This window comes from Streptomyces sp. NPDC026301 (assembly GCF_055567935.1).
In genome coordinates, this window is the sequence record NZ_JBVHPN010000006.1 from 271080 (window position 1) to 288799 (window position 17720).

Here is a 17720-nt window from a genome sequence, read left to right on the forward strand (position 1 = left end):
CAGATCGGATGAATGAGGACTCGTTAGTGCAGAGGGGCTGCGTTCGGGTACCACGGACGCCGTAGGCTGGGAGCGCACGGAACGGGAACTGCAACCGGCGGCCGCCGACGAGGGGCCGACCGGCCGGAAGGAGGCGCTGGGTGATCGAGCTGGAGGGGGTGCCCGAGCTGATCGATCCGGTCATGGTGGCCGCGTTCGAAGGCTGGAACGACGCCGGCGACGCCGCCTCCGCCGCGGTCGCGCACCTGGACCGGGAGTGGAAGGGCGAGGTCTTCGCCGCGCTGGACGCCGAGGACTACTACGACTTCCAGGTGAACCGGCCCACCGTCTTCCTGGAGGGCGGCGTCCGCAAGATCACCTGGCCCACGACCCGGCTGTCCGTCGTCCGGGTGGGCGGCGACAAGCCCCGCGACCTGGTGCTGGTCCGCGGCATCGAGCCCAGCATGCGCTGGCGGTCCTTCTGCAACGAGATCCTGGGCTTCGCGCACGAGCTGGGCGTGGAGATGCTGGTGGTACTGGGCGCACTGCTCGGCGACACCCCGCACACCCGCCCCGTCCCGGTCAGCGGCGTCACCTCCGACGCGGACCTGGCGCGCACGATGGGCCTGGAGGAGAGCAAGTACGAAGGCCCCACGGGCATCGTCGGCATCCTCCAGGAGGCGTGCACGCACGCCGGTGTCCCCGCGGTGAGCCTGTGGGCGGCCGTGCCGCACTACGTTTCGCAGCCGCCCAACCCCAAGGCGACGCTGGCCCTGCTCAACCGCCTGGAGGACCTGCTGGACCTGCGTATCCCGCTCGGTGAGCTGAGCGAGGACGCGCGGGCGTGGCAGCTGGGCGTGGACCAGCTGGCGGCCGAGGACAGCGAGGTCGCCGAGTACGTCCAGTCGCTGGAGGAGGCCCGGGACACCGCCGAGCTGCCGGAGGCGTCGGGCGAGGCGATCGCCCGGGAATTCGAGCGCTATCTGCGGCGGCGGGACCCGCAGGCCGGGCCCGGCGTGGCGACGGACGGCGGCGACGGCTCCTACCTGCGCGATTCCAGCAGCGGCCGGACCCGCCCTGCCAAGCCGCCGAAGCCGGAGGGCGCCGGCCAGGAGCCGGCCCGCGGCACGGAGGACGGCCCCGGGAAGCCGGGCGGCAAGCCCGCCGACACCCCCGGTGGAACGGACACTCCGGAAGCGCCCGGGGAGGCCGCGGAAGCGACCGGGGAGGCCGGTCCGGCGGCGCCGTCGGACCCGCCGGACTCCCCGGACGGCGATTCCTCGGAGGACTGACCGAAACGGAGCGGGGCGGTGCTGCGGCACCGCCCCGCTTCGTCGTTCCCGCCGCGCGGCGGGTGGCCCGCGGGCACTCCCGCCTCACCACAGCGCGTACGCCTCCGTAGTGTTTGACCTACTTGACAACCCGTCATCGCTTTCCGGTCGATTTGCCCATGGTTCCCATTCGACCGGATCCCAAACGTCAGGGGCGTCGACGGGTGGACGGGGGCGAGCGGAGGTAGCAGGGTGACGCACCGAAGCCCCGGCGACACAGCGCCGCAACATCCGGTACACACTCGCCGTTGCGCGGCGCGGACCGTACGGGGTGCAGGCACGGAGCGGCAGGGCACGGCGCAGCACCCCCGAAGGGAGCGGTCCCAGCGATGACCGACCAGGCACCTCCCGGTACGGGCCCCGGCATGGCGGGCCCCGGACCCGACGGAGCGGGATTCACCTACCAAGGAGCCGAACCGGAGCTGATCGTCGTCGCGCGGGCCGAACCCGGGCTCCGCGCCGGCACGGACGGCGTACGGTCCGCCTCCGGAGCGGACATCTCCGCGCTGGAGATGTTCCTCAGCGACCAACAGCTCTCTCTGGAGCCGCTGTTCGGCAGTGAAGAGCGGATACGGGCGGCCATGCCGCAGGAGCCGTCGGCGGGCGCCGGCACGCTCCCCGACCTCTCGCTCTTCTACCGGGTACGGGGCGGTGACACCCGGGCGGTGGAGCTGACCGCCCGGCTCTCCGCCCTCCCGGAGATCGAGACGGCGTACCTCAAGCCCGGCGCCGTGCCCGCCTCTTCGGCGGCGCGCGGCCCGGAGGAGAACCAGCGGCGCAAGGAAGGGGCGCCGGCCACCCCCGATTTCACCGGCCGCCAGGGCCACCTGGGGGCCGCGCCCGAGGGCGTGAACGCCGTATGGGCGTGGCAGCGGCAGGGCGGTGACGGCGAGGGTGTCACCATCGTCGACGTCGAGGGCGCCTGGCAGCTGGGCCACGAGGACCTGGCGGACCGGCTGGCCGGCATCGTGGTCGGCACCCCGATCCAGGACCTGGCCTGGCGCAACCACGGCACGGCCGTCCTCGGTGTCATCGGGGGCGACCGCGACGACAAGGGCGTGGTGGGCGTCGCGCCGGGCGCGGTGACCGCCGCGGCCTCGATCCAGGGCATCGGTTCGGCGGCGGCGATCCACGCGGCGGCCGAGCGGCTCTCGCACGGCGACATCCTGCTGGTCGAACTCCACCGGCCGGGGCCCCGGTTCGACTACGAGCACCGCGACGACCAGCGCGGCTACATCGCGCTGGAGTGGTGGCCTGACGACTTCGCCGCGATCCGCTGGGCGACCGCGAAGGGCGTCGTCGTGGTGGAGGCCGCCGGCAACGGCGCGGAGAGCCTGGACGACGCGCTGTACGAGCGCCGTCCGGACCGCTTCCCGCAGTGGTGGCGCAACCCCTTCAACCCCTCCAACCAGGCGTCCGGCGCGATCCTGGTCGGCGCGGGCGCCCCGCCGCCCGGCACCCACGGCCGCGATCACGGCCCGGACCGGTCGCGGCTGGGGTTCTCCAACTACGGCATGCGGCTGGACGCCCAGGGCTGGGGCCGCGAGGTCACCACGACCGGCGGCTTCTGGGACCGGCCCGGCGACCTGCAGGGCGGTACGGAGGAGATCGCCTGGTACACGGACAGCTTCTCGGGCACTTCATCGGCCTCTCCCGTCGTGGTCGGCGCGCTGGCGTCGCTGCAGGGCATGCTCAAGGCCGCGGGCGCGGACCCGATGAGTCCCGAACAGGCGCGTGAAGTGCTGCGGACCACCGGGTCGCCGCAGCAGGACGCGCCAGGCCGGCCGGCCTCCCAGCGGATCGGCAACCGGCCCGACATCAGGGCGGCAGTGACGCACCTGGTGCCCTCCTCGGTCGGCTCCGGCCAGGCCGAGCGGTACTGGGACGAGTTGCTCCCGTACCCCCGAGAACTCCCTCCGCGGCTCCGGCTCTTCGTGGCCGGTGCGTGGCGCAACCTGAACCGGCCGGCGCCCGAGGTGCGCCAGGCGGTGCACTCCGCCTTTGCGGGGGGACGGCCCGATGTACGTGTGTGGTACTCCGACGACGAGGTCGTCGGCCTGGTCATCACAGGCTGAAGAGCTGGTCGTCACCGGCTGAAGCACACCAACAAGTCAGGGAAGGCAGCACTCTTATGACCACTCAGATGAACCCTCTCGCCCAGCTCGGCCAGCAGGGCCAGCAGGGTCCCAGCACGTCCCCGTTCGGCCAGCAGGGCGGCATGGGTCAGCAGCAGCCGTTCCAGCAGGGCGGCATGGGCCAGCAGCAGCCGTTCGGCCAGCAGATGCAGCCCTTCCAGCAGCAGGGCCAGGGCATGCTGGAGCAGCTCCAGCAGCTCGGTCAGCAGCAGCCGTTCCAGCAGCTGCTGCAGCAGTTCGGGCAGGGCCAGCAGGGCCAGGTCGGCCAGCAGGAGCAGCAGCAGGAGCAGCAGGTCCTGCAGCACCTGCAGCAGGTCACCCAGTCCGCGGTGCAGCAGGTCACGGCGCAGCCTCTCCAGGCCGGTATCGCCAACGCCTACATCTCCGTCGTGCAGCCCCTCCCGGGCCAGCCGCGGCAGATCTTCCTGCGCATCAACAACCAGTTCCGCGTGCTCAACCACCCGACCGACGTGGTCTTCGAGCAGGTCCAGGAGGCCTTCGCCTTCGGTCACCAGGTCATCGGCATCTGGGACACGCAGACCCCGCACATCCTGCGTGCGATCTACGTCCGCAAGGTCTGAAACGCCGGACCGGGTGAGCACCGGCTGACCGGCTGACCGGTCGGCCACCTGAGAGAAACACGCGGGGCGCTTCCTCCTCGGAGGAAGCGCCCCGTTGCGTTCGGGCCCGAGTACGAGCCGTCAGCGGGTCACAGCGCCACGCCGAGCAGCGCGTCCACGGTCCGGGAGACCAGGCCGGGCGCGCCCTCGTCCGTACCGCCGGCGGCCTGCTGCCGCTCGGCCCAGCGGTCCACAGCGGCGAGCGCGGCCGGCGAGTCCAGGTCGTCGGCGAGCGCCTCGCGGACCTCCTCGACGAGCGCGTCGGCGGACGGGCCGTCGGGGCGGGAGACCGCGGCGCGCCAGCGGGCGAGCCGGTCCACGGCGTCCTGGAGAACCTGGTCGGTCCACTCCCAGTCGGCGCGGTAGTGGTGGGCCAGCAGGGCGAGCCGGATGGCGGCCGGGTCGGTACCGTCCCGGCGCACCTTGGAGACGAAGACGAGGTTGCCCTTGGACTTGGACATCTTCTCGCCGTGCAGCGCGACCATCCCGGCGTGCACGTACGCCTTGGCGAAGGGGTGCTCACCGGTCAGCGCCTGCGCGTGCGAGGCGCCCATCTCGTGGTGCGGGAAGGCCAGGTCGGACCCGCCGCCCTGCACGTCGAAGCCCATGCCCAGGTGGTCCAGGGCGATGGCGACGCACTCGATGTGCCAGCCGGGGCGGCCCCGGCCGAGCGAGCCGCCGTCCCAGCTGGGCTCGCCGTCGCGCGCGGCCATCCACAGCATCGGGTCGAGCGGGTTCTTCTTGCCCGGGCGCTCCGGGTCGCCGCCGCGCTCGGCGGACAGCAGCCGCATCGCCTCGGCGTCGAGGTTCGAGACCCCGCCGAAGTGCGGGTCGGACTCGACGGAGAAGTACACGTCGCCGTCGAGCTCGTACGCGGCGCCCGCGTCGCGGAGCCGCTCCACCATCGGCACGATGCCCGGTATGGCCTCGACGGCGCCGATGTAGTGCTTCGGGGGCAGCATCCGCAGGGCGGTCATGTCCTCGCGGAAGAGGGCGGTCTCGCGCTCGGCGAGCGCGGTCCAGTCGTCGCCGGTGGCCACGGCCCGCTCCAGCAGCGGATCGTCGACGTCGGTGACGTTCTGTACGTAGTGGACCTGCCGCTTCGTGTCGAGCCACACGCGCTGAACGAGGTCGAACGCGTTGTAGGTCGCCGCGTGCCCCATGTGGGTCGCGTCGTACGGCGTGATGCCGCAGACGTAGATACGGGCGACGGGACCGGGGGCGAGGGTCACCCGTCCGCCGGTCGCGGTGTCGTGGATCCTCAGGTCGCGGCCCTGGCCGGGCAGGGCGGGGACCTCAGAAGCGGGCCATGCATGCATGACATGCAGCGTAACCGGACGCAGGTTCCGGATACGAACCGGAGTGTGGGTCTTGGCCGGAAAGGCCCTCTTGAGTCTTCGGCCCGGCCGTGCATGGCCGGGCCGTCCGGGTCACACCGGCGGCCAGGGAATGGGCGGCCATTCCCCGCTGGGCTGCGGATGCACGCCGGAGCGCAGCATTCCGGCGATCCGCTCGCGCAGCGCGGCGATCTCCTCGCCGGTGAGACATTCGGCCAGTCGGGCGGCGAGCGGCTCTCCCTCGGCGGTCTCCTCGGCCAGCCGGTTCAGCACCGCGACGGCCTCCTCGGTCAGCGGCTCGCCCGCCCAGCCCCACAGGAGGGTGCGCAGCCGGTCCTCGGCGTGGAAGGTGACGCCGTGGTCGATGGCGTACACCCGGCCGTCGGCGGTGGGCAGCAGGTGGCCGCCCTTGCGGTCGCCGTTGTTGATCACCGCGTCCAGGACGGCGAGCCGGCGCAGCCGCGGGTCGTCGGCGTGCACGAGGAGCGCCGTCCGTCCCTCGCCGACCTGCGCGAGGCCGACGGCCTTCCAGCCGGGCCCCGGCTCCTCGTCCTCGATCAGCGCCAACAGCTCGGGGCTGTCGTCCTCGTCGGACGCCGCTATCCACTCCTGGACCATGCCGCGCCCGTACGGGCCGTCGCGCAGCACGGTGGGCGGGATCAGCTCCCAGCCGGTGGCCCGGGAGATCTCGTACGCGGCGACCTCGCGCTCGGCGAGCGTGCCGTCGGGGAAGTCCCACAGCGGGCGCTCCCCCGCGACCGGCTTGTACACGCAGTGGCCGGTCCGGCCCTCGTGCGTGATCGTGCAGTACAGGACGGCGTTGGACGCCTCGCGGACCCGGCCGCGCACCGTGAGCTCGCCGTGCCGGAGCCGTTCCTCCAGCTCGGCGGGCGTCAGGCGTCTCGCCGGTATCCGTTCTGGCGCGGACATACGTGTCCCTCCGGGTCGAGCGGCAGGCTGCACAGCGGGCACGGCGGACGGCCGGCGTTCACGACCTCCAGGGCGCGCTTGGCGAAGGCGCGGGCCATGGTGCCGGTGAGCCGGACGCGCAGCATCGGGGGGCCGTTCTCGTCGTCCTGGAGCAGCCGCTCCTCGGCCTCGGCGAGGTCCTCCTCGTCGTCGGCGTCCAGCTCGACCAGCGCCTGGGCCTCGACGATCATGCGTTCCTCGTCGCCGTCCCAGGCCAGCGCCATGGTGCCGACGCGGAACTCCTCCTCCACCGGGTTCTCCAGCGGCGCGGTGTCGGAGATCTCGGACGGGGCGACGGCCGGGACCGGGGCGTTGCCGCCGCTGCGGCGCACCACCTCGTCCAGCAGCTCGTCCATGCGCTCGGCGAGCGCGGCGACCTGGGTCTTCTCCAGCGCGACGCTGGTGGTGCGCCCGGCCGCTGTGGCCTGGAGGTAGAAGCTGCGACGGCCAGGCAGCCCGACCGTGCCGGCCACGAAGCGGTCCGGCGCGTCGTAGAAGAACACCTGACGGGACAAGGTCCTGCTCCGTTTGACTCGACTGCGGGGGTCTGTGGTCGGGATGAGGATCACAGGTGGCGTGGTGGGCAGCGCCGTCGCACCACCCTACTGCGCCTGCTGATCACGATGCTCCCGCGCCACCGCCGATCGCCGCGTCGCGCTCCGCGGCGGCGCCGGAGCCGTCCTCCTTGGGCGCCAGCGAGCCGAGGTCACCGGTGTCGCCGAGCCGGACGAGGTACGGGCGCAGCGGCGTGTAGCGGACGGCCGTCACCGAACAGGGCTCGACGGAGATCCGCTGGAAGAGGTCCAGGTGCATGCCGAGGGCGTCGGCGACGACGGACTTGATGATGTCCCCGTGCGAGCACATCACGTACACCGCTTCGGGGCCGTGCTCGTCCTCGATGCGGGCGTTCCAGGACCGGACCGCCTCCACGGCGCGGTGCTGCATGGTGCGCATGGTCTCGCCGCCGGGGAAGCCGGCGGCGGAGGGATGCTGCTGGACGGTCCGCATCAGCGGCTCGTCGGCCAGCTCGGCGAGCTTGCGCCCCGACCAGTCGCCGTAGTCGCACTCGTTGATGCCGTCCTCCGTGTGCAGCGGCAGCCCCGGGCGGGCCGCCAGCAACGGGCGCAGCGTCTCCTGGCAGCGCTGGAGGGGGCTGGCCACCGCGGCGACGAGCGGCACGGCGGCGAGCCGGCCGGGCAGCGCGGCGGCCTGTGCGACGCCGCGCTCGTCCAGGGCGACGCCGGGCGTGCGCCCCGCGAGGACGCCGGAATTGTTGGCGGTGGAGCGGCCGTGCCGTACCAGGAGCAGCGTGGGCATGGCGCCACCCTACGTTCTACGGGGCGAGCGGAGCACGGGGCCCACGGGGCGAGCGGAGGACGGGCCGCCCGGGGGCCGCCCTGGCAGGAGTGGCGCCCGGCAGCGAGAATGCCCCGTGTGATCGTGGATTGTGCCATCTACCGGAACGGCCGGCGGATCGAGAAGCCGGCGGGATACTCCACCGCGCTCGACGAAGCCCGCGCGGAGGGGCACTCCTTTCTGTGGCTCGGCATGCATGAGCCGACCGCGGAGGAGTTCGAGCAGGTCAGCGAGGAGTTCGCACTGCATCCGCTGGCCGTGGAGGACGCGCTCAAGGCCCATCAGCGGCCGAAGCTGGAGGTGTACGACGACTCCCTGTTCATGGTGCTGAAGCCGATCGTGTACGACGACTCCGAGGGCAGCGTCAGCTCGGGCGAGCTGATGCTCTTCATGGGGGACTCCTTCGTCGTCACCGTGCGGCACGGCGAGGGCAGCCCGCTGGCCTCCGTACGCGCGCGCCTGGAACACGACCCCGACGTCCTCAAGCAGGGCCCGACGGCGGTGCTGTACGCGGTCAGCGACGCGGTGGTCGACCACTACATCGACGTGGCGGCGGAACTCCAGCTCGACCTGGAAGAGTTGGAGGCCGACGTCTTCGCGCCGGCCGGCACGGACACCAAGAGCGGCGGAAACACTCGGAGCACCGCTCAGACGATCTACGCCTTCAAGCGCGAGGTGCTGGAATTCCGGCGCGCCACGGGACCGTTGGCCGAGCCGATGGCGCGCCTGCAGAACCCGGGCGTCCCCTTCGTGCACGACCGGGCGCGGCCCTTCTTCCGCGACGTGGACGACCACCTCACGCGGGCCAACGAGTCCGTGGAGGGCATGGACCGGCTGCTGTCGGACATCCTCTCGGCGCACCTGGCGCAGATGGGCGTGCGGCAGAACGACGACATGCGCAAGATCTCGGCGTGGGCCGCGCTGGCCGCCGTACCGACCATGATCGCGGGCATCTACGGCATGAACTTCGAGCACATGCCCGAGCTGAAGTGGTCCTTCGGCTATCCGGCGTGCCTGCTGGTCATGGCCGCCCTCGAAGTGACGCTGTACCGCCTCTTCAAGCGACGCGAGTGGCTGTAGGGCTGCGTACGTAGGCGCTGCGGCTGCGGGGGCTGCATCTTCAGGGGCTGCGGGGCTGCGTCTCCTGGGGCTGTGGGGAGCGTGTCCGTACGATGGCGCCTCGGGCGGCCTCCGGGGCGTCAGGCGAACTCCGGGGCCGTCGAGGCCGGGCCGCCCAAGGCGTCCGGCTTCTCGGGCATCCGAAGGCCGACCATGCGCCGCCACCCGAAGGCCCGCTCGTAGGCGTACACGGCGTGGATGCCGGCCGTGAGCAGCGCCCGCTTCGCCCGGGGCCAGCGCAGGATGTGGCCCATCCGCTCCATCACCGCGAGGCTGACGTCACGGTAGACGGCGATCTCGGTCCGCACGCTCTCCCGCAGGACCCGCCGGATCTCCTCGTCGTGTCCGGCACCGGCCAGCCGCAGCAGCTCCTCGTGACAGTACGCGAGGTGGTTGTCCTCGTCCCTGGCGATCATCCGGACCGCCTTGCCGACCTCCGGGTGGTCGCCGAAGTACTTCTTGAGCAGCGCCATCTGCTCGGCGGCCCGCTGCTCGGTGACCCGGCTGTGCGCCAGGTAGGCGACGATGTCGGGCTCCGTCAGCGGCTCGTCGCGCTGCAGCTTCTCGTGCGCGAGCCCGATGCCGCGGCGCTCCAGGAGCATCGTGTAGTCGGCGGCCGCGGGGACCGCGACGGCCTGCAGCCCGCGGCGGCGCAGCAGGGCGTTGAAGATCCGGCCGTGCTTCTCCTCGTCCGCGCCGTGCCGGGCGACCTTCGGGGCCATCGCGCGCTGGCTCTCCGGGACCAGCGCGGCGATCCGCCCGTTCTCCCAGCCGCCCTGCGACTCGCCGCTCGCGGCGATGGAGCAGAACAGCCGGAAGGACTCGTCGTGGTCCAGGATTTCTTGGAACAGACTCTTCGCCGTGAGCATCGACGGACCTCCAGGACGCCACTTCGAACAGGACACCCGCAAAGGAAAAGTCAAGTGCGGTGTGCTGTCTCCGGCAACACGGGGCCCGGTGAACTCGCCCGAACGATGGACCGGCGTGCGGTGCACGGGGCGTAACCACCCCGGGCGTCGGCGCGTTGTGCTGTGTGACGGCCGTGGCGGGGAAGACCCCCGAGCCCCCACCACGGCCGCAGACTTTCCGACGCGGACTTCCAGGCGCAGACCGTCAGGCGCAGGCTCTCAGGCCAGTCCGGCCCGCTCCAGGGCCTCGGTGCCCGCCCGCAGCGCGGCGATCCGCTCCTCCAGCGTGAAGCCCGCGGGCGACAGCGTCAGCGTGGTCACGCCGGCCGCCGCGTACGCCTGCATCCGCTCCGCGATCCGCTCCACCGAGCCGAGCAGGGTGGTGGAGTCGATGAGCTCGTGCGGGACGGCGGCCGCCGCCGCGTCCTTCTCGCCGGCCAGGTACTTCTCCTGGATGTCGGCGGCCGCCTGCTCGTAGCCCATCCGCCGCGCCAGCTGGTTGTAGAAGTTCTGCTTGCGGCTGCCCATGCCGCCCACGTAGAGCGCGGTGTACGGGCGGAAGGTGTCGGCGAGCGCCTCGACGTCCTTGTCCGCGCCGAGGGCCAGCGGCAGCGTCGGGCAGACGTCGAAGCCCTCCATCGTGAGCCCGGCCTTCTCCCGGCCCGCCCGGAGGTGCGAGATCGCCGTGTCCTGGAGGTGCTCGGCGGCCGGGAAGATCAGCAGCGCGCCGTCGGCGATCTCGCCCGTCTGCTCCAGGTTCTTCGGCCCGATCGCCGCGATGTAGAGCGGGACGCGCTCGCGCTTCGGGTGCACCGTGAGCTTGATCGGCTTGCCCGGCCCGCCGGGCAGCGGCAGCGTCCAGTGCGCGCCCTCGTAGGACAGCCGCTCCCGGGACATCGCCTTGCGGACGATCTCCACGTACTCCCGGGTGCGCGCCAGCGGCTTGTCGAACTTCACGCCGTACCAGCCTTCGGAGACCTGCGGCCCCGAGACGCCGAGCCCGAGCCGGAAACGGCCCTCCGACAGCGAGTCCAGCGTCGCGGCGGTCATGGCCGTCATGGCGGGCGTGCGCGCCGGGATCTGGAAGATCGCCGACCCGACGTCGATCCGCTCCGTCTGCGCGGCGACCCAGGACAGCACGGTCGGCCCGTCGGAGCCGTACGCCTCCGCCGCCCAGCAGACCGCGTACCCGAGCCGGTCGGCCTCCTGTGCCACGGCGAGGTTGTCCCCGTCCATACCGGCACCCCAGTAGCCGAGGTTGATCCCGAGCTTCATGCGGCTCCCTCACTCATCGATGACGCTCACTCGTCGGCTTCGACGGTCGCCGGTCGCGCCGGACACCGCGGTTCACCGGTCGCACCGGACACGGTGGCGATCCATCGGAACGCGGTGGCGATCCATCGAATTACTCATCGGTAATGATGCTGCTCGGGGACTGTAACGCGGGCCCCGCGCACTGCGTAAGAGGTGCACCGGACAGCGCCGCGCTGTGGGTTGTCCACAGGTCCCCGCAAGTCCGGGACGGGCCAGTAATCTCAGGGCCCATGGAGCAAAGGCACCTCGGCCGCACCGGCCTGCGCGTGTCCCGTCTCGGCCTGGGCACGCTGACCTGGGCGCGCGACACGGACGACCGCGACGCCGCCGACCAGCTCAAGACGTTCTGGGAGGCGGGCGGCACCCTCGTCGACACCGCCGACGTCTATGCCGACGGCGGCGCCGAGTACCTCCTGGGCCGGCTCGTGGAGGGCCTGGTGCCCCGCCGTGACCTGGTCATCGCGACCAAGGCCGGCAGCGTCCTGGAGGCGGACCGCAGGGTCGACGGCTCGCGCCGCCACCTGCTCGCGGCGCTCGACGACTCCCTGGAGCGCCTCGGCACCGACTACGTCGACCTCTGGCAGGTGCACGCCTTCGACCCGGAGACGCCGCTGGAGGAGACGCTGCAGGCCCTGGACACCGCCGTCAGCAGCGGCCGCGCGCGCTACGTCGGCGTCACGAACTTCTCCGGCTGGCAGCTCGCCAAGGCCGCCACCTGGCAGCTGGCGGCGCCGGCCGTGCGCGCCCGGCTGGCGAGCGCGCAGATGGAGTACTCCCTCCTGCAGCGCGGCGTCGAGCGCGAGGTGCTGCCCGCGGCGCTCGACCTCGGGCTGGGCCTGTTGCCCGCCTCCCCGCTCGGCCGCGGCGTCCTCACGGGCAAGTACCGGCACGCCACGCCGCCCGACTCGCGCGGTGCGTCCGCGCACCTGGCGCCGTTCGTCGCGCCGTATCTCGACGACGCCGCAGGACGCATCGTCGACGCGGTCGCCACGGCGGCGGACGGCCTCGCCGTCACCCCGCTCCAGGTCGCGCTGTGCTGGCTGCGGGACCGCCCCGGCGTGACCGCGCCGATCGTCGGCGCACGCACGGCGCAGCAGCTCAGAGCGGCATTGTCAGTGGAGACCCTTAGTCTTCCTGACGAGATCCGGCGTGCACTGGACGACGTCTCCGCGCCCGTGCACCGCTATCCCGACCACGACTGGAGCACCCTGTGAACACCGACCACCCCACCGGCGCCCCCGCCCCTGCCGAGGCCCCGGAGCCGCCGGCCCCGGCGGGCGACGGCACCGCGCGGCCCGAGGGCGATGACGCGGGGGCCGCGTCCGCCGGAGGTGAGGCCGGCACGGGCGGTGGTGCGGCGGGCGCCGGGGCCGGTGCGGCCGCCGGTACTGGGGCCGGTGCGACCGCCGGCGCCGGGATCGGTGCGGCCGCCGGTGGTGCGGGCGGGAGCAATGCCTCGGCTGCCGCGCTGGCCGCCGCTGTGCGGGCCGTGGAGAGCGGCGAGCGGTCGGCGGCGTCCTTCTTCAACGAGGCCCCGCGCGGCCCGGCTCCGGCGGGTCGGGGCGCGGCGGGCACGACGGCCGCTCCGGGTGCGTCGGGGGCATCCGGCGCGCCCGGTGCCCCGGGTGGCTCGACCTCCGCGGGAGCTCCGGCCGGTGGGGCCGGTGCTCCGACGAGGGGCGGACAGTCCGGTGCGCGGCCCGGCGATGGCTTCGGCCCCGAGGGGGGCCGGGCGGGCGATTCCGGTGCCGCTCCCGGGGGCCGCCCGATGACGAACGGCGGCACGCCGCCGGGTGGGTACGGCTCGGGTACGGCTGCCGGGCCGGGGACCGGCGGACCGGCACGCGCGGACGTCGGGACAGCGGGTGGCGCGCAGGGCGCCGGTGCGGCTCCTGGCGGCGGGCACGGGCCGGGCGGCCCGCAGGGGCCCGGGGCGCAGGGTTCCGGCACCTCGGGACCCGGTCCGCAGGGTGCCGTGGCGCGGGAAGTGCTGAGCGGGCCGCTCTCCCCCGGGGTCGACGGGGCGCGCCGCGTGCTTGCGGCGGGCGGCGCGCCCGAGGCGCTGGCCGAGAAGGCCGTGCGCGCGCTCGGCGAGCAGGCCGGCGAGACGCTGCGCGAGGACCCCTGGCGGCTCCTCGCCGTCGCGGGCGTACGGCTGGAGCAGGCCGACACCTTCGCCCGCGCCCTGCTCGGCCCCGAGTGCGGCCCGGGCGACGAGCGCCGCGGCCAGGCCCTGATCGGCTGGCTGCTGGAGCAGGCCGCGCTGGCGGGCCACTCAGCGCTGGAGGCGAGCGCCCTGCGCGCCGCGCTGGCCGCCCGAGCCGTTCCCGACCCGGACGAGGCACTGCAGACAGCGATCGCCGAGGGCGAGGTGCTGGTGTTCCAGGACGCCCTGGACGACCCGTCGGCGCCGCCGCGCCAGGCGGACGCCGAGGAGGACGAGGAGCAGCCCGTCCGGCTCCTGTTCGGCCTCGACCGCTTCGCGATGGCCGAGGAGAGCGTCGCGGACGGCCTCGCCCGCCTGCTCAACACCTTCGAGCCGGTCCCCGAGACGGACGCGGAAGCGGACAGCGGGACCCCCGCGGAGGAGGACGAGGAGGACGAGACAGGCCCGGACGCACCCGCATCCGCCGCCACCGAAGCCGCCGAGGAGGCGGCCCGGGAAGCGGACGCAGAGGGGGACGCGGAGGTGGACGTGGACCTGGCAGCCGAAGCCGGTACCGACACGGACACCCCCGCCATGGACGCCGCCGCTCCCGGCGCCGCCACCGCTCCGGAAGGCGCACCGTCCCCGGACGAGGCCCCGTCCGCCGGCGGACCGGCGGCCCCGGACGCCCACTCGGCGTACGACACCGCCCCGCGCCCGCCGCGCGTCTCGGCCGCGCGCTGGGAGGCCGTCGCCGCGGCCGCGCCGTCGTCCTCCGCCGGGGAGCTCATCCGGACCGCCGCGCACAGCGGCCTGGTCGCGCACACCGGCGGCGAGGCCGCCCGCGCGGAGCCCGCCGCGCTGATCGCCGCGGCCCGCGCGCTCGGCCTGCGGGCCGTCGGCGCCACCCACACCGCGGACGGCCGCCGCCGGTTCGCCGCCCTCGTCACCGAAGCCGCCAAAGCCACCGAAGCCACCGAAGCCACCGGCCAGTACGGCGCCGCCGGCACACCGGCCCCCGAAACCGCCCCCACTCCGCCCTCCGACGCCGCCTCCTCCGACGCCTCCTCCGCCGCCGTCACGCTCGGTGGCCTGCTGGCCGGGCGCGAAGGCCCCGGCCGGGACGCGGACGGCTCGCTCGCGCTGGACCTGCTCGTCGTGCTGGACGCGCCGCAGCTGGATCTGGAGACCGCCGCGCTGCTCATCGAGTCGCTGGCCGACGGCACCCGCCTCGTTCTCAGCGGCGACCCCGGTGTGCTGTGGTCCGCCGGCCCCGGTCGGCTCTTCGCCGACCTGCTCGCCGCCCGCTGCTGCCCGCAGGTGGCCTCCCGTACCCCTGACTTCGGACCCATCGGCGAGCTGGTCTCCGGCATCGGCATCGGCGAGCTGACGCAGGTCGAGGCGCCGGAGAAGGAGGTCGTGATCGTTCCGGTGCGGGACGCCGGCGAGGCGGTGCACCGTACGGTCCAGCTGGTCGCCGATTCAGTACCGCGCGCGATCGGCGTACCGACGGCGGAGACCCAGGTCATCACCGTGGGGCACGGCGGCGCCGCGGGCACCCGCGCGCTCAACGCCGCGCTCAAGGAGCGGCTCAACCCCGGCCCGGGCCGGTTCGGCGGCTTCGACCCCGGCGACCGGGTGGCGTACAGCCCGGCTCCCGGCCGTACGGTACCGGGGCAGGTCACCGGAGCGGACGCGGACGGACTGCACCTGGACTGCGGCGGCGCCCCCGTCGTCGTGCCCCGCGACGAGGTGGCGGGCGGCGCGCTGCGGCACGGCTGGGCGCTCACCGCCCACCAGGCCGCGGGGATGCGCTGGCCGGCGGCCGTCGTGGTGGTGCCGGGCGACGCGGCCCCGGGGCTGACCCGCTCCTGGGTCTACACCGCCTTCGGACGCGGCGAGCGCCATCTGTCCGTGGTCCAGGGCGCCGACCAGGCGCTCGCCCGCGCGGTCGCCGAAATCCCCGCCAAGGACCGCACGACCCGCCTGCGCACCCTCCTCAGCCTGCAGCAGGCCCAGTGGCAAACGGACGCGTCGTAACCCCGGCGCCGCGGGTCCGACCGAGCACGGCCCCGGAGCCCCGCACCCGCGGGACTCCGGGGCCCGCCGGTCCGTCACTCCGATTCCCGGGCCCGCCCGGGTCCGCCCGGGTCCGCCCGGGTCCGCCCGGTCCGCCGGGGCCGGTGGGCCCCTCAGCGCTCCCGGTCCATGACCTCCAGCTCGGGGTCGGCGGCGGCGCCGCCCCGGCCGCTCCCGTTGCCCCGGCGGGCCCCGTTCGCGTCCTCGTCCCCCGCCGCGTGCACAACCTCTCCCGAGTCCACGTCCACGTCCAAGACCTCGTCGTCCTGGCCGTCCTCGGCGTCCTCGTCGTGCTCCTCTTCCTCGTCGTGCTCGTCCTCGAAGTCCAGCTCTTCGTCGAAGACGGAGCTGACGTCGAAGCGGCAGACGACGCGCTGCGGGTCGGCCTGCTCGAAGGGGGCGGCGAGCCATTCGCCCGGCTCCGGCGGCTCCTCCGCGGCCGCCACCCACAGCGTGGAGTCGCCTTCCTCCAGGCCGAACTCCTTGTGCCGGGACGCGATCTCGTCCGGCTCGTACTCCCCGAAGAGCACGCCGAGCGCCGCGTGCACGCTGCTGCCGACCACCGCGGCCGCCGCGTTCCCGCCGGGCCTGGACGGGCTCTGCGCGGCGCCCGGTTCCGTGGCCGAGCCGGGGTCGAGGTCGGCGATGCGCTGCGCCTGCGACAGCAGCCGCTGCGGCTCCACGACGGTGTAGTCCCGGCGGATCAGCACGCTGAGCGCGCTCGGCTCCTCGGGCCCCGCGTACGCGGGCAGCCCGTCGCTGCCGGGGATCTCGAAGGGCGTGACCTCGTCGTAGGTGTCGTAGAGCAGCTCGTCGTACGCCTCGGCCGCCGCGGCCAGCTCGTCGAACGCGGCGTAAACGGCGGCATCGTCCTCACCCGAGCGGCGTTCGACCGCGTCGAGGTGACGGTCCAGCGCGGCTTTGACCGCCTCGGCGGCGGCACGTACCTCGGCAGCGGAGGGCTGCGCAGCATCAGACATAGTGCAGACGCTATCCGTACCCGGGCCGGTCCCGCACAATAGATGCGATGCCGGAATATGAATTCTGCGATGTGTATGTGCCGCGGGGGGTCTCCCGCAAGGCCGCCACACGCCTGCTGACCGACCACGCCGAGTACGGACACTGGGAGTTGGACCGCCTCCGCCTCAACCCGGACGGCAGCCGCAAGGTGCGGCTGCGCCGCCGGATCATCCGCCAGATTCGCGCGACCTGGTGACACGGGCCCGTACGGGTCCGATGACGCCCCGACCGCCGGGTCGGGCGGGGCGTGAAAAGCGCCCCGCCCCGGAACCCCGAGGGCGGGGCAGCACCGTAAAGCGCAGACATTCCTCCGGTTTTGTGCCGCTTCGCGGAATTACCTGGTCCGAGCAGGATCCACCTGCCGCCCCGCCGAGAACGGCTTATTCCGCGCGCCTGGCGGCCGATAATCATCCCTCGGCAGCACCTCGCGCGACGCGCCGTTCAGCCACGATCGGCCGTGTCCCCCTCCAGGCGGACCGCCGAGCGGACTGCCCGTAGCTATCCCCGCGTTCCTCCCGTCGTCCGGGCCTTGCGGTACACGAGGACGCCCGCGCCGAGCAGGGCCGCGCCGGCCGGGAGGAGCGCACCCACGGGGCCCGCGCCCGTCTGCGCCAGCTGTTCGTGCGCGGTGGCCGGGGCGTCGGCCGCGGGCGTGGTGACGATCTCCTCGTGCGAGCGCGGCGGGGTCTGCGGGTGCGGGGTCGAGCCCTCGTCGCCGCCCGGCTGCGTCGGGCCCGGGCCGCCCGGCTCGTGGGAAGGGGGTGTCGTGTCGTCTCCCGGCGGCTGGGACGACCCCGGCCCACCCGGCGACCCCGGTCCACCCGGCGACTGCGGCCCGCCCGGGGCCCCCGGCCCACCCGGCGACTCCGGGCCGCCCGGGGGCTTCGGCTCGCCGGGGTGGGACGGCGGCGTCGACGGCGCGTCGTTCCCGCAGTCGGCGCCCGTGGCCGGGTTGAGCGCGCCCACGACATTCACGCTGTTCCCGCAGATGTTGACCGGGACGTCCACGGACACCTGCACGCTGTTTCCCGAGCCGACGCCCGGGGAGTCGTGGGTACTGCCCTTCGCTCCGGCAGTCGGGCCCGAGCCCTCCCCCGAGCCGTGGCCGCCGTGGGCTCCGCCGCCGGAGCCGTTCCCGCAGCTGTTCCCCGCGGCCGGGTTGAGCAGGCCGACCACATTCACGGTGTTTCCGCAGACATTGACCGGGACATGGACCGGGACCTGGACCGTGTTTCCCGACAGCACCCCCGGTGAATGAGCGGACGCGCCGCTCGTGCCCGAATCCGCGTGCGCGTAACCGCCGGAAACGGCGAGCGCGCCACTCGCGGCCACGACGGTGATCAGGCTTTTCCTCGCGACCTTACGCATAGGTCGTCCCTTCCCCTTTTCGCTTTTCGAAGGGCGGAC

Annotated in this window: 15 protein-coding genes; 7 read left to right on the forward strand and 8 right to left on the reverse strand. The window is 73.8% G+C overall.

The features are described from left to right. Nucleotides 1-140 precede the first annotated feature (140 nt). The 3 genes from ACZ4MH_RS12855 to ACZ4MH_RS12865 all read left to right on the forward strand — a co-directional run bounded on the left by ACZ4MH_RS12855 (nt 141) and on the right by ACZ4MH_RS12865 (nt 4026). Nucleotides 141-1271 carry a PAC2 family protein gene (locus ACZ4MH_RS12855; protein ID WP_351590222.1) on the forward strand — a complete coding sequence of 377 codons (1131 nt, stop codon included), beginning with the start codon at nt 141-143 and terminating at the stop codon, nt 1269-1271. Nucleotides 1272-1639: 368 nt separating this feature from the next. Further along, nucleotides 1640-3385: a S8 family peptidase gene (locus tag ACZ4MH_RS12860; protein ID WP_351590225.1), complete on the forward strand. Its 1746-nt coding sequence runs from the start codon at nt 1640-1642 to the stop codon at nt 3383-3385. Between the two features lie 68 nt (nt 3386-3453). Next, on the forward strand, nt 3454-4026 hold the full coding sequence (locus tag ACZ4MH_RS12865; protein ID WP_351590228.1) for a hypothetical protein: 573 nt from the start codon (nt 3454-3456) through the stop codon (nt 4024-4026). A 128-nt stretch (nt 4027-4154) separates the two neighbouring features. On the opposite strand, the gene mshC is transcribed toward ACZ4MH_RS12865, so the two are convergent. The 4 genes from mshC to ACZ4MH_RS12885 form a co-directional block, all read right to left on the reverse strand. Next, entirely contained in the window at nt 4155-5384 is a 1230-nt protein-coding gene (gene mshC / locus ACZ4MH_RS12870) for a cysteine--1-D-myo-inosityl 2-amino-2-deoxy-alpha-D-glucopyranoside ligase (RefSeq protein WP_351590231.1), read from the reverse strand. A 111-nt stretch (nt 5385-5495) separates the two neighbouring features. Next, entirely contained in the window at nt 5496-6332 is an 837-nt protein-coding gene (locus ACZ4MH_RS12875; protein ID WP_351590234.1) for an SCO1664 family protein, read from the reverse strand. Next, nucleotides 6296-6886, reverse strand: a complete 591-nt coding sequence (locus ACZ4MH_RS12880) for a DUF3090 domain-containing protein (RefSeq protein ID WP_351590237.1) — start codon at nt 6884-6886, stop codon at nt 6296-6298. Before ACZ4MH_RS12880 ends, ACZ4MH_RS12875 begins: the two co-directional genes overlap by 37 nt. Before the next feature lie 103 nt (nt 6887-6989). Continuing rightward, on the reverse strand, nt 6990-7688 hold the full coding sequence (locus tag ACZ4MH_RS12885; RefSeq protein WP_467754487.1) for a histidine phosphatase family protein: 699 nt from the start codon (nt 7686-7688) through the stop codon (nt 6990-6992). Between the two features lie 108 nt (nt 7689-7796). Here ACZ4MH_RS12885 and corA point away from each other — a divergent pair, with 108 nt between their 5' ends. Then, complete coding sequence (gene corA / locus ACZ4MH_RS12890) at nt 7797-8807, forward strand: magnesium/cobalt transporter CorA (RefSeq protein ID WP_351601953.1); 1011 nt, start codon at nt 7797-7799, stop codon at nt 8805-8807. Nucleotides 8808-8926: 119 nt separating this feature from the next. On the opposite strand, the gene ACZ4MH_RS12895 is transcribed toward corA, so the two are convergent. After that, complete coding sequence (locus ACZ4MH_RS12895; protein ID WP_351601950.1) at nt 8927-9715, reverse strand: ferritin-like domain-containing protein; 789 nt, start codon at nt 9713-9715, stop codon at nt 8927-8929. A gap of 258 nt (nt 9716-9973) precedes the next feature. Next, the gene (locus ACZ4MH_RS12900) at nt 9974-11029 is read right to left on the reverse strand and encodes an LLM class F420-dependent oxidoreductase (RefSeq protein WP_351601947.1); all 1056 of its coding nucleotides are present in this window, start codon (nt 11027-11029) and stop codon (nt 9974-9976) included. A gap of 269 nt (nt 11030-11298) precedes the next feature. Between ACZ4MH_RS12900 and ACZ4MH_RS12905 the strand changes: the two genes are divergently transcribed. Continuing rightward, on the forward strand, nt 11299-12282 hold the full coding sequence (locus ACZ4MH_RS12905; RefSeq protein WP_351601944.1) for an aldo/keto reductase: 984 nt from the start codon (nt 11299-11301) through the stop codon (nt 12280-12282). A 761-nt stretch (nt 12283-13043) separates the two neighbouring features. Beyond that, on the forward strand, nt 13044-15254 hold the full coding sequence (locus tag ACZ4MH_RS12910) for a helix-hairpin-helix domain-containing protein (RefSeq protein WP_467754488.1): 2211 nt from the start codon (nt 13044-13046) through the stop codon (nt 15252-15254). Nucleotides 15255-15406: 152 nt separating this feature from the next. Here ACZ4MH_RS12910 and ACZ4MH_RS12915 read toward each other — a convergent pair whose 3' ends face one another. Then, nucleotides 15407-16273 (reverse strand): hypothetical protein, encoded by an 867-nt coding sequence (locus ACZ4MH_RS12915; protein WP_351595531.1) that lies wholly within the window; start codon nt 16271-16273, stop codon nt 15407-15409. Between the two features lie 47 nt (nt 16274-16320). Here ACZ4MH_RS12915 and ACZ4MH_RS12920 point away from each other — a divergent pair, with 47 nt between their 5' ends. Then, complete coding sequence (locus ACZ4MH_RS12920; protein WP_030252120.1) at nt 16321-16509, forward strand: DUF5703 family protein; 189 nt, start codon at nt 16321-16323, stop codon at nt 16507-16509. 302 nt (nt 16510-16811) lie between these two features. Here the strand turns inward: ACZ4MH_RS12920 and ACZ4MH_RS12925 are convergent, their stop codons facing one another. After that, a complete protein-coding gene (locus ACZ4MH_RS12925) occupies nt 16812-17681 on the reverse strand; it encodes a chaplin (RefSeq protein WP_351595527.1) in 870 nt (289 codons plus the stop codon). Nucleotides 17682-17720: the final 39 nt, after the last annotated feature.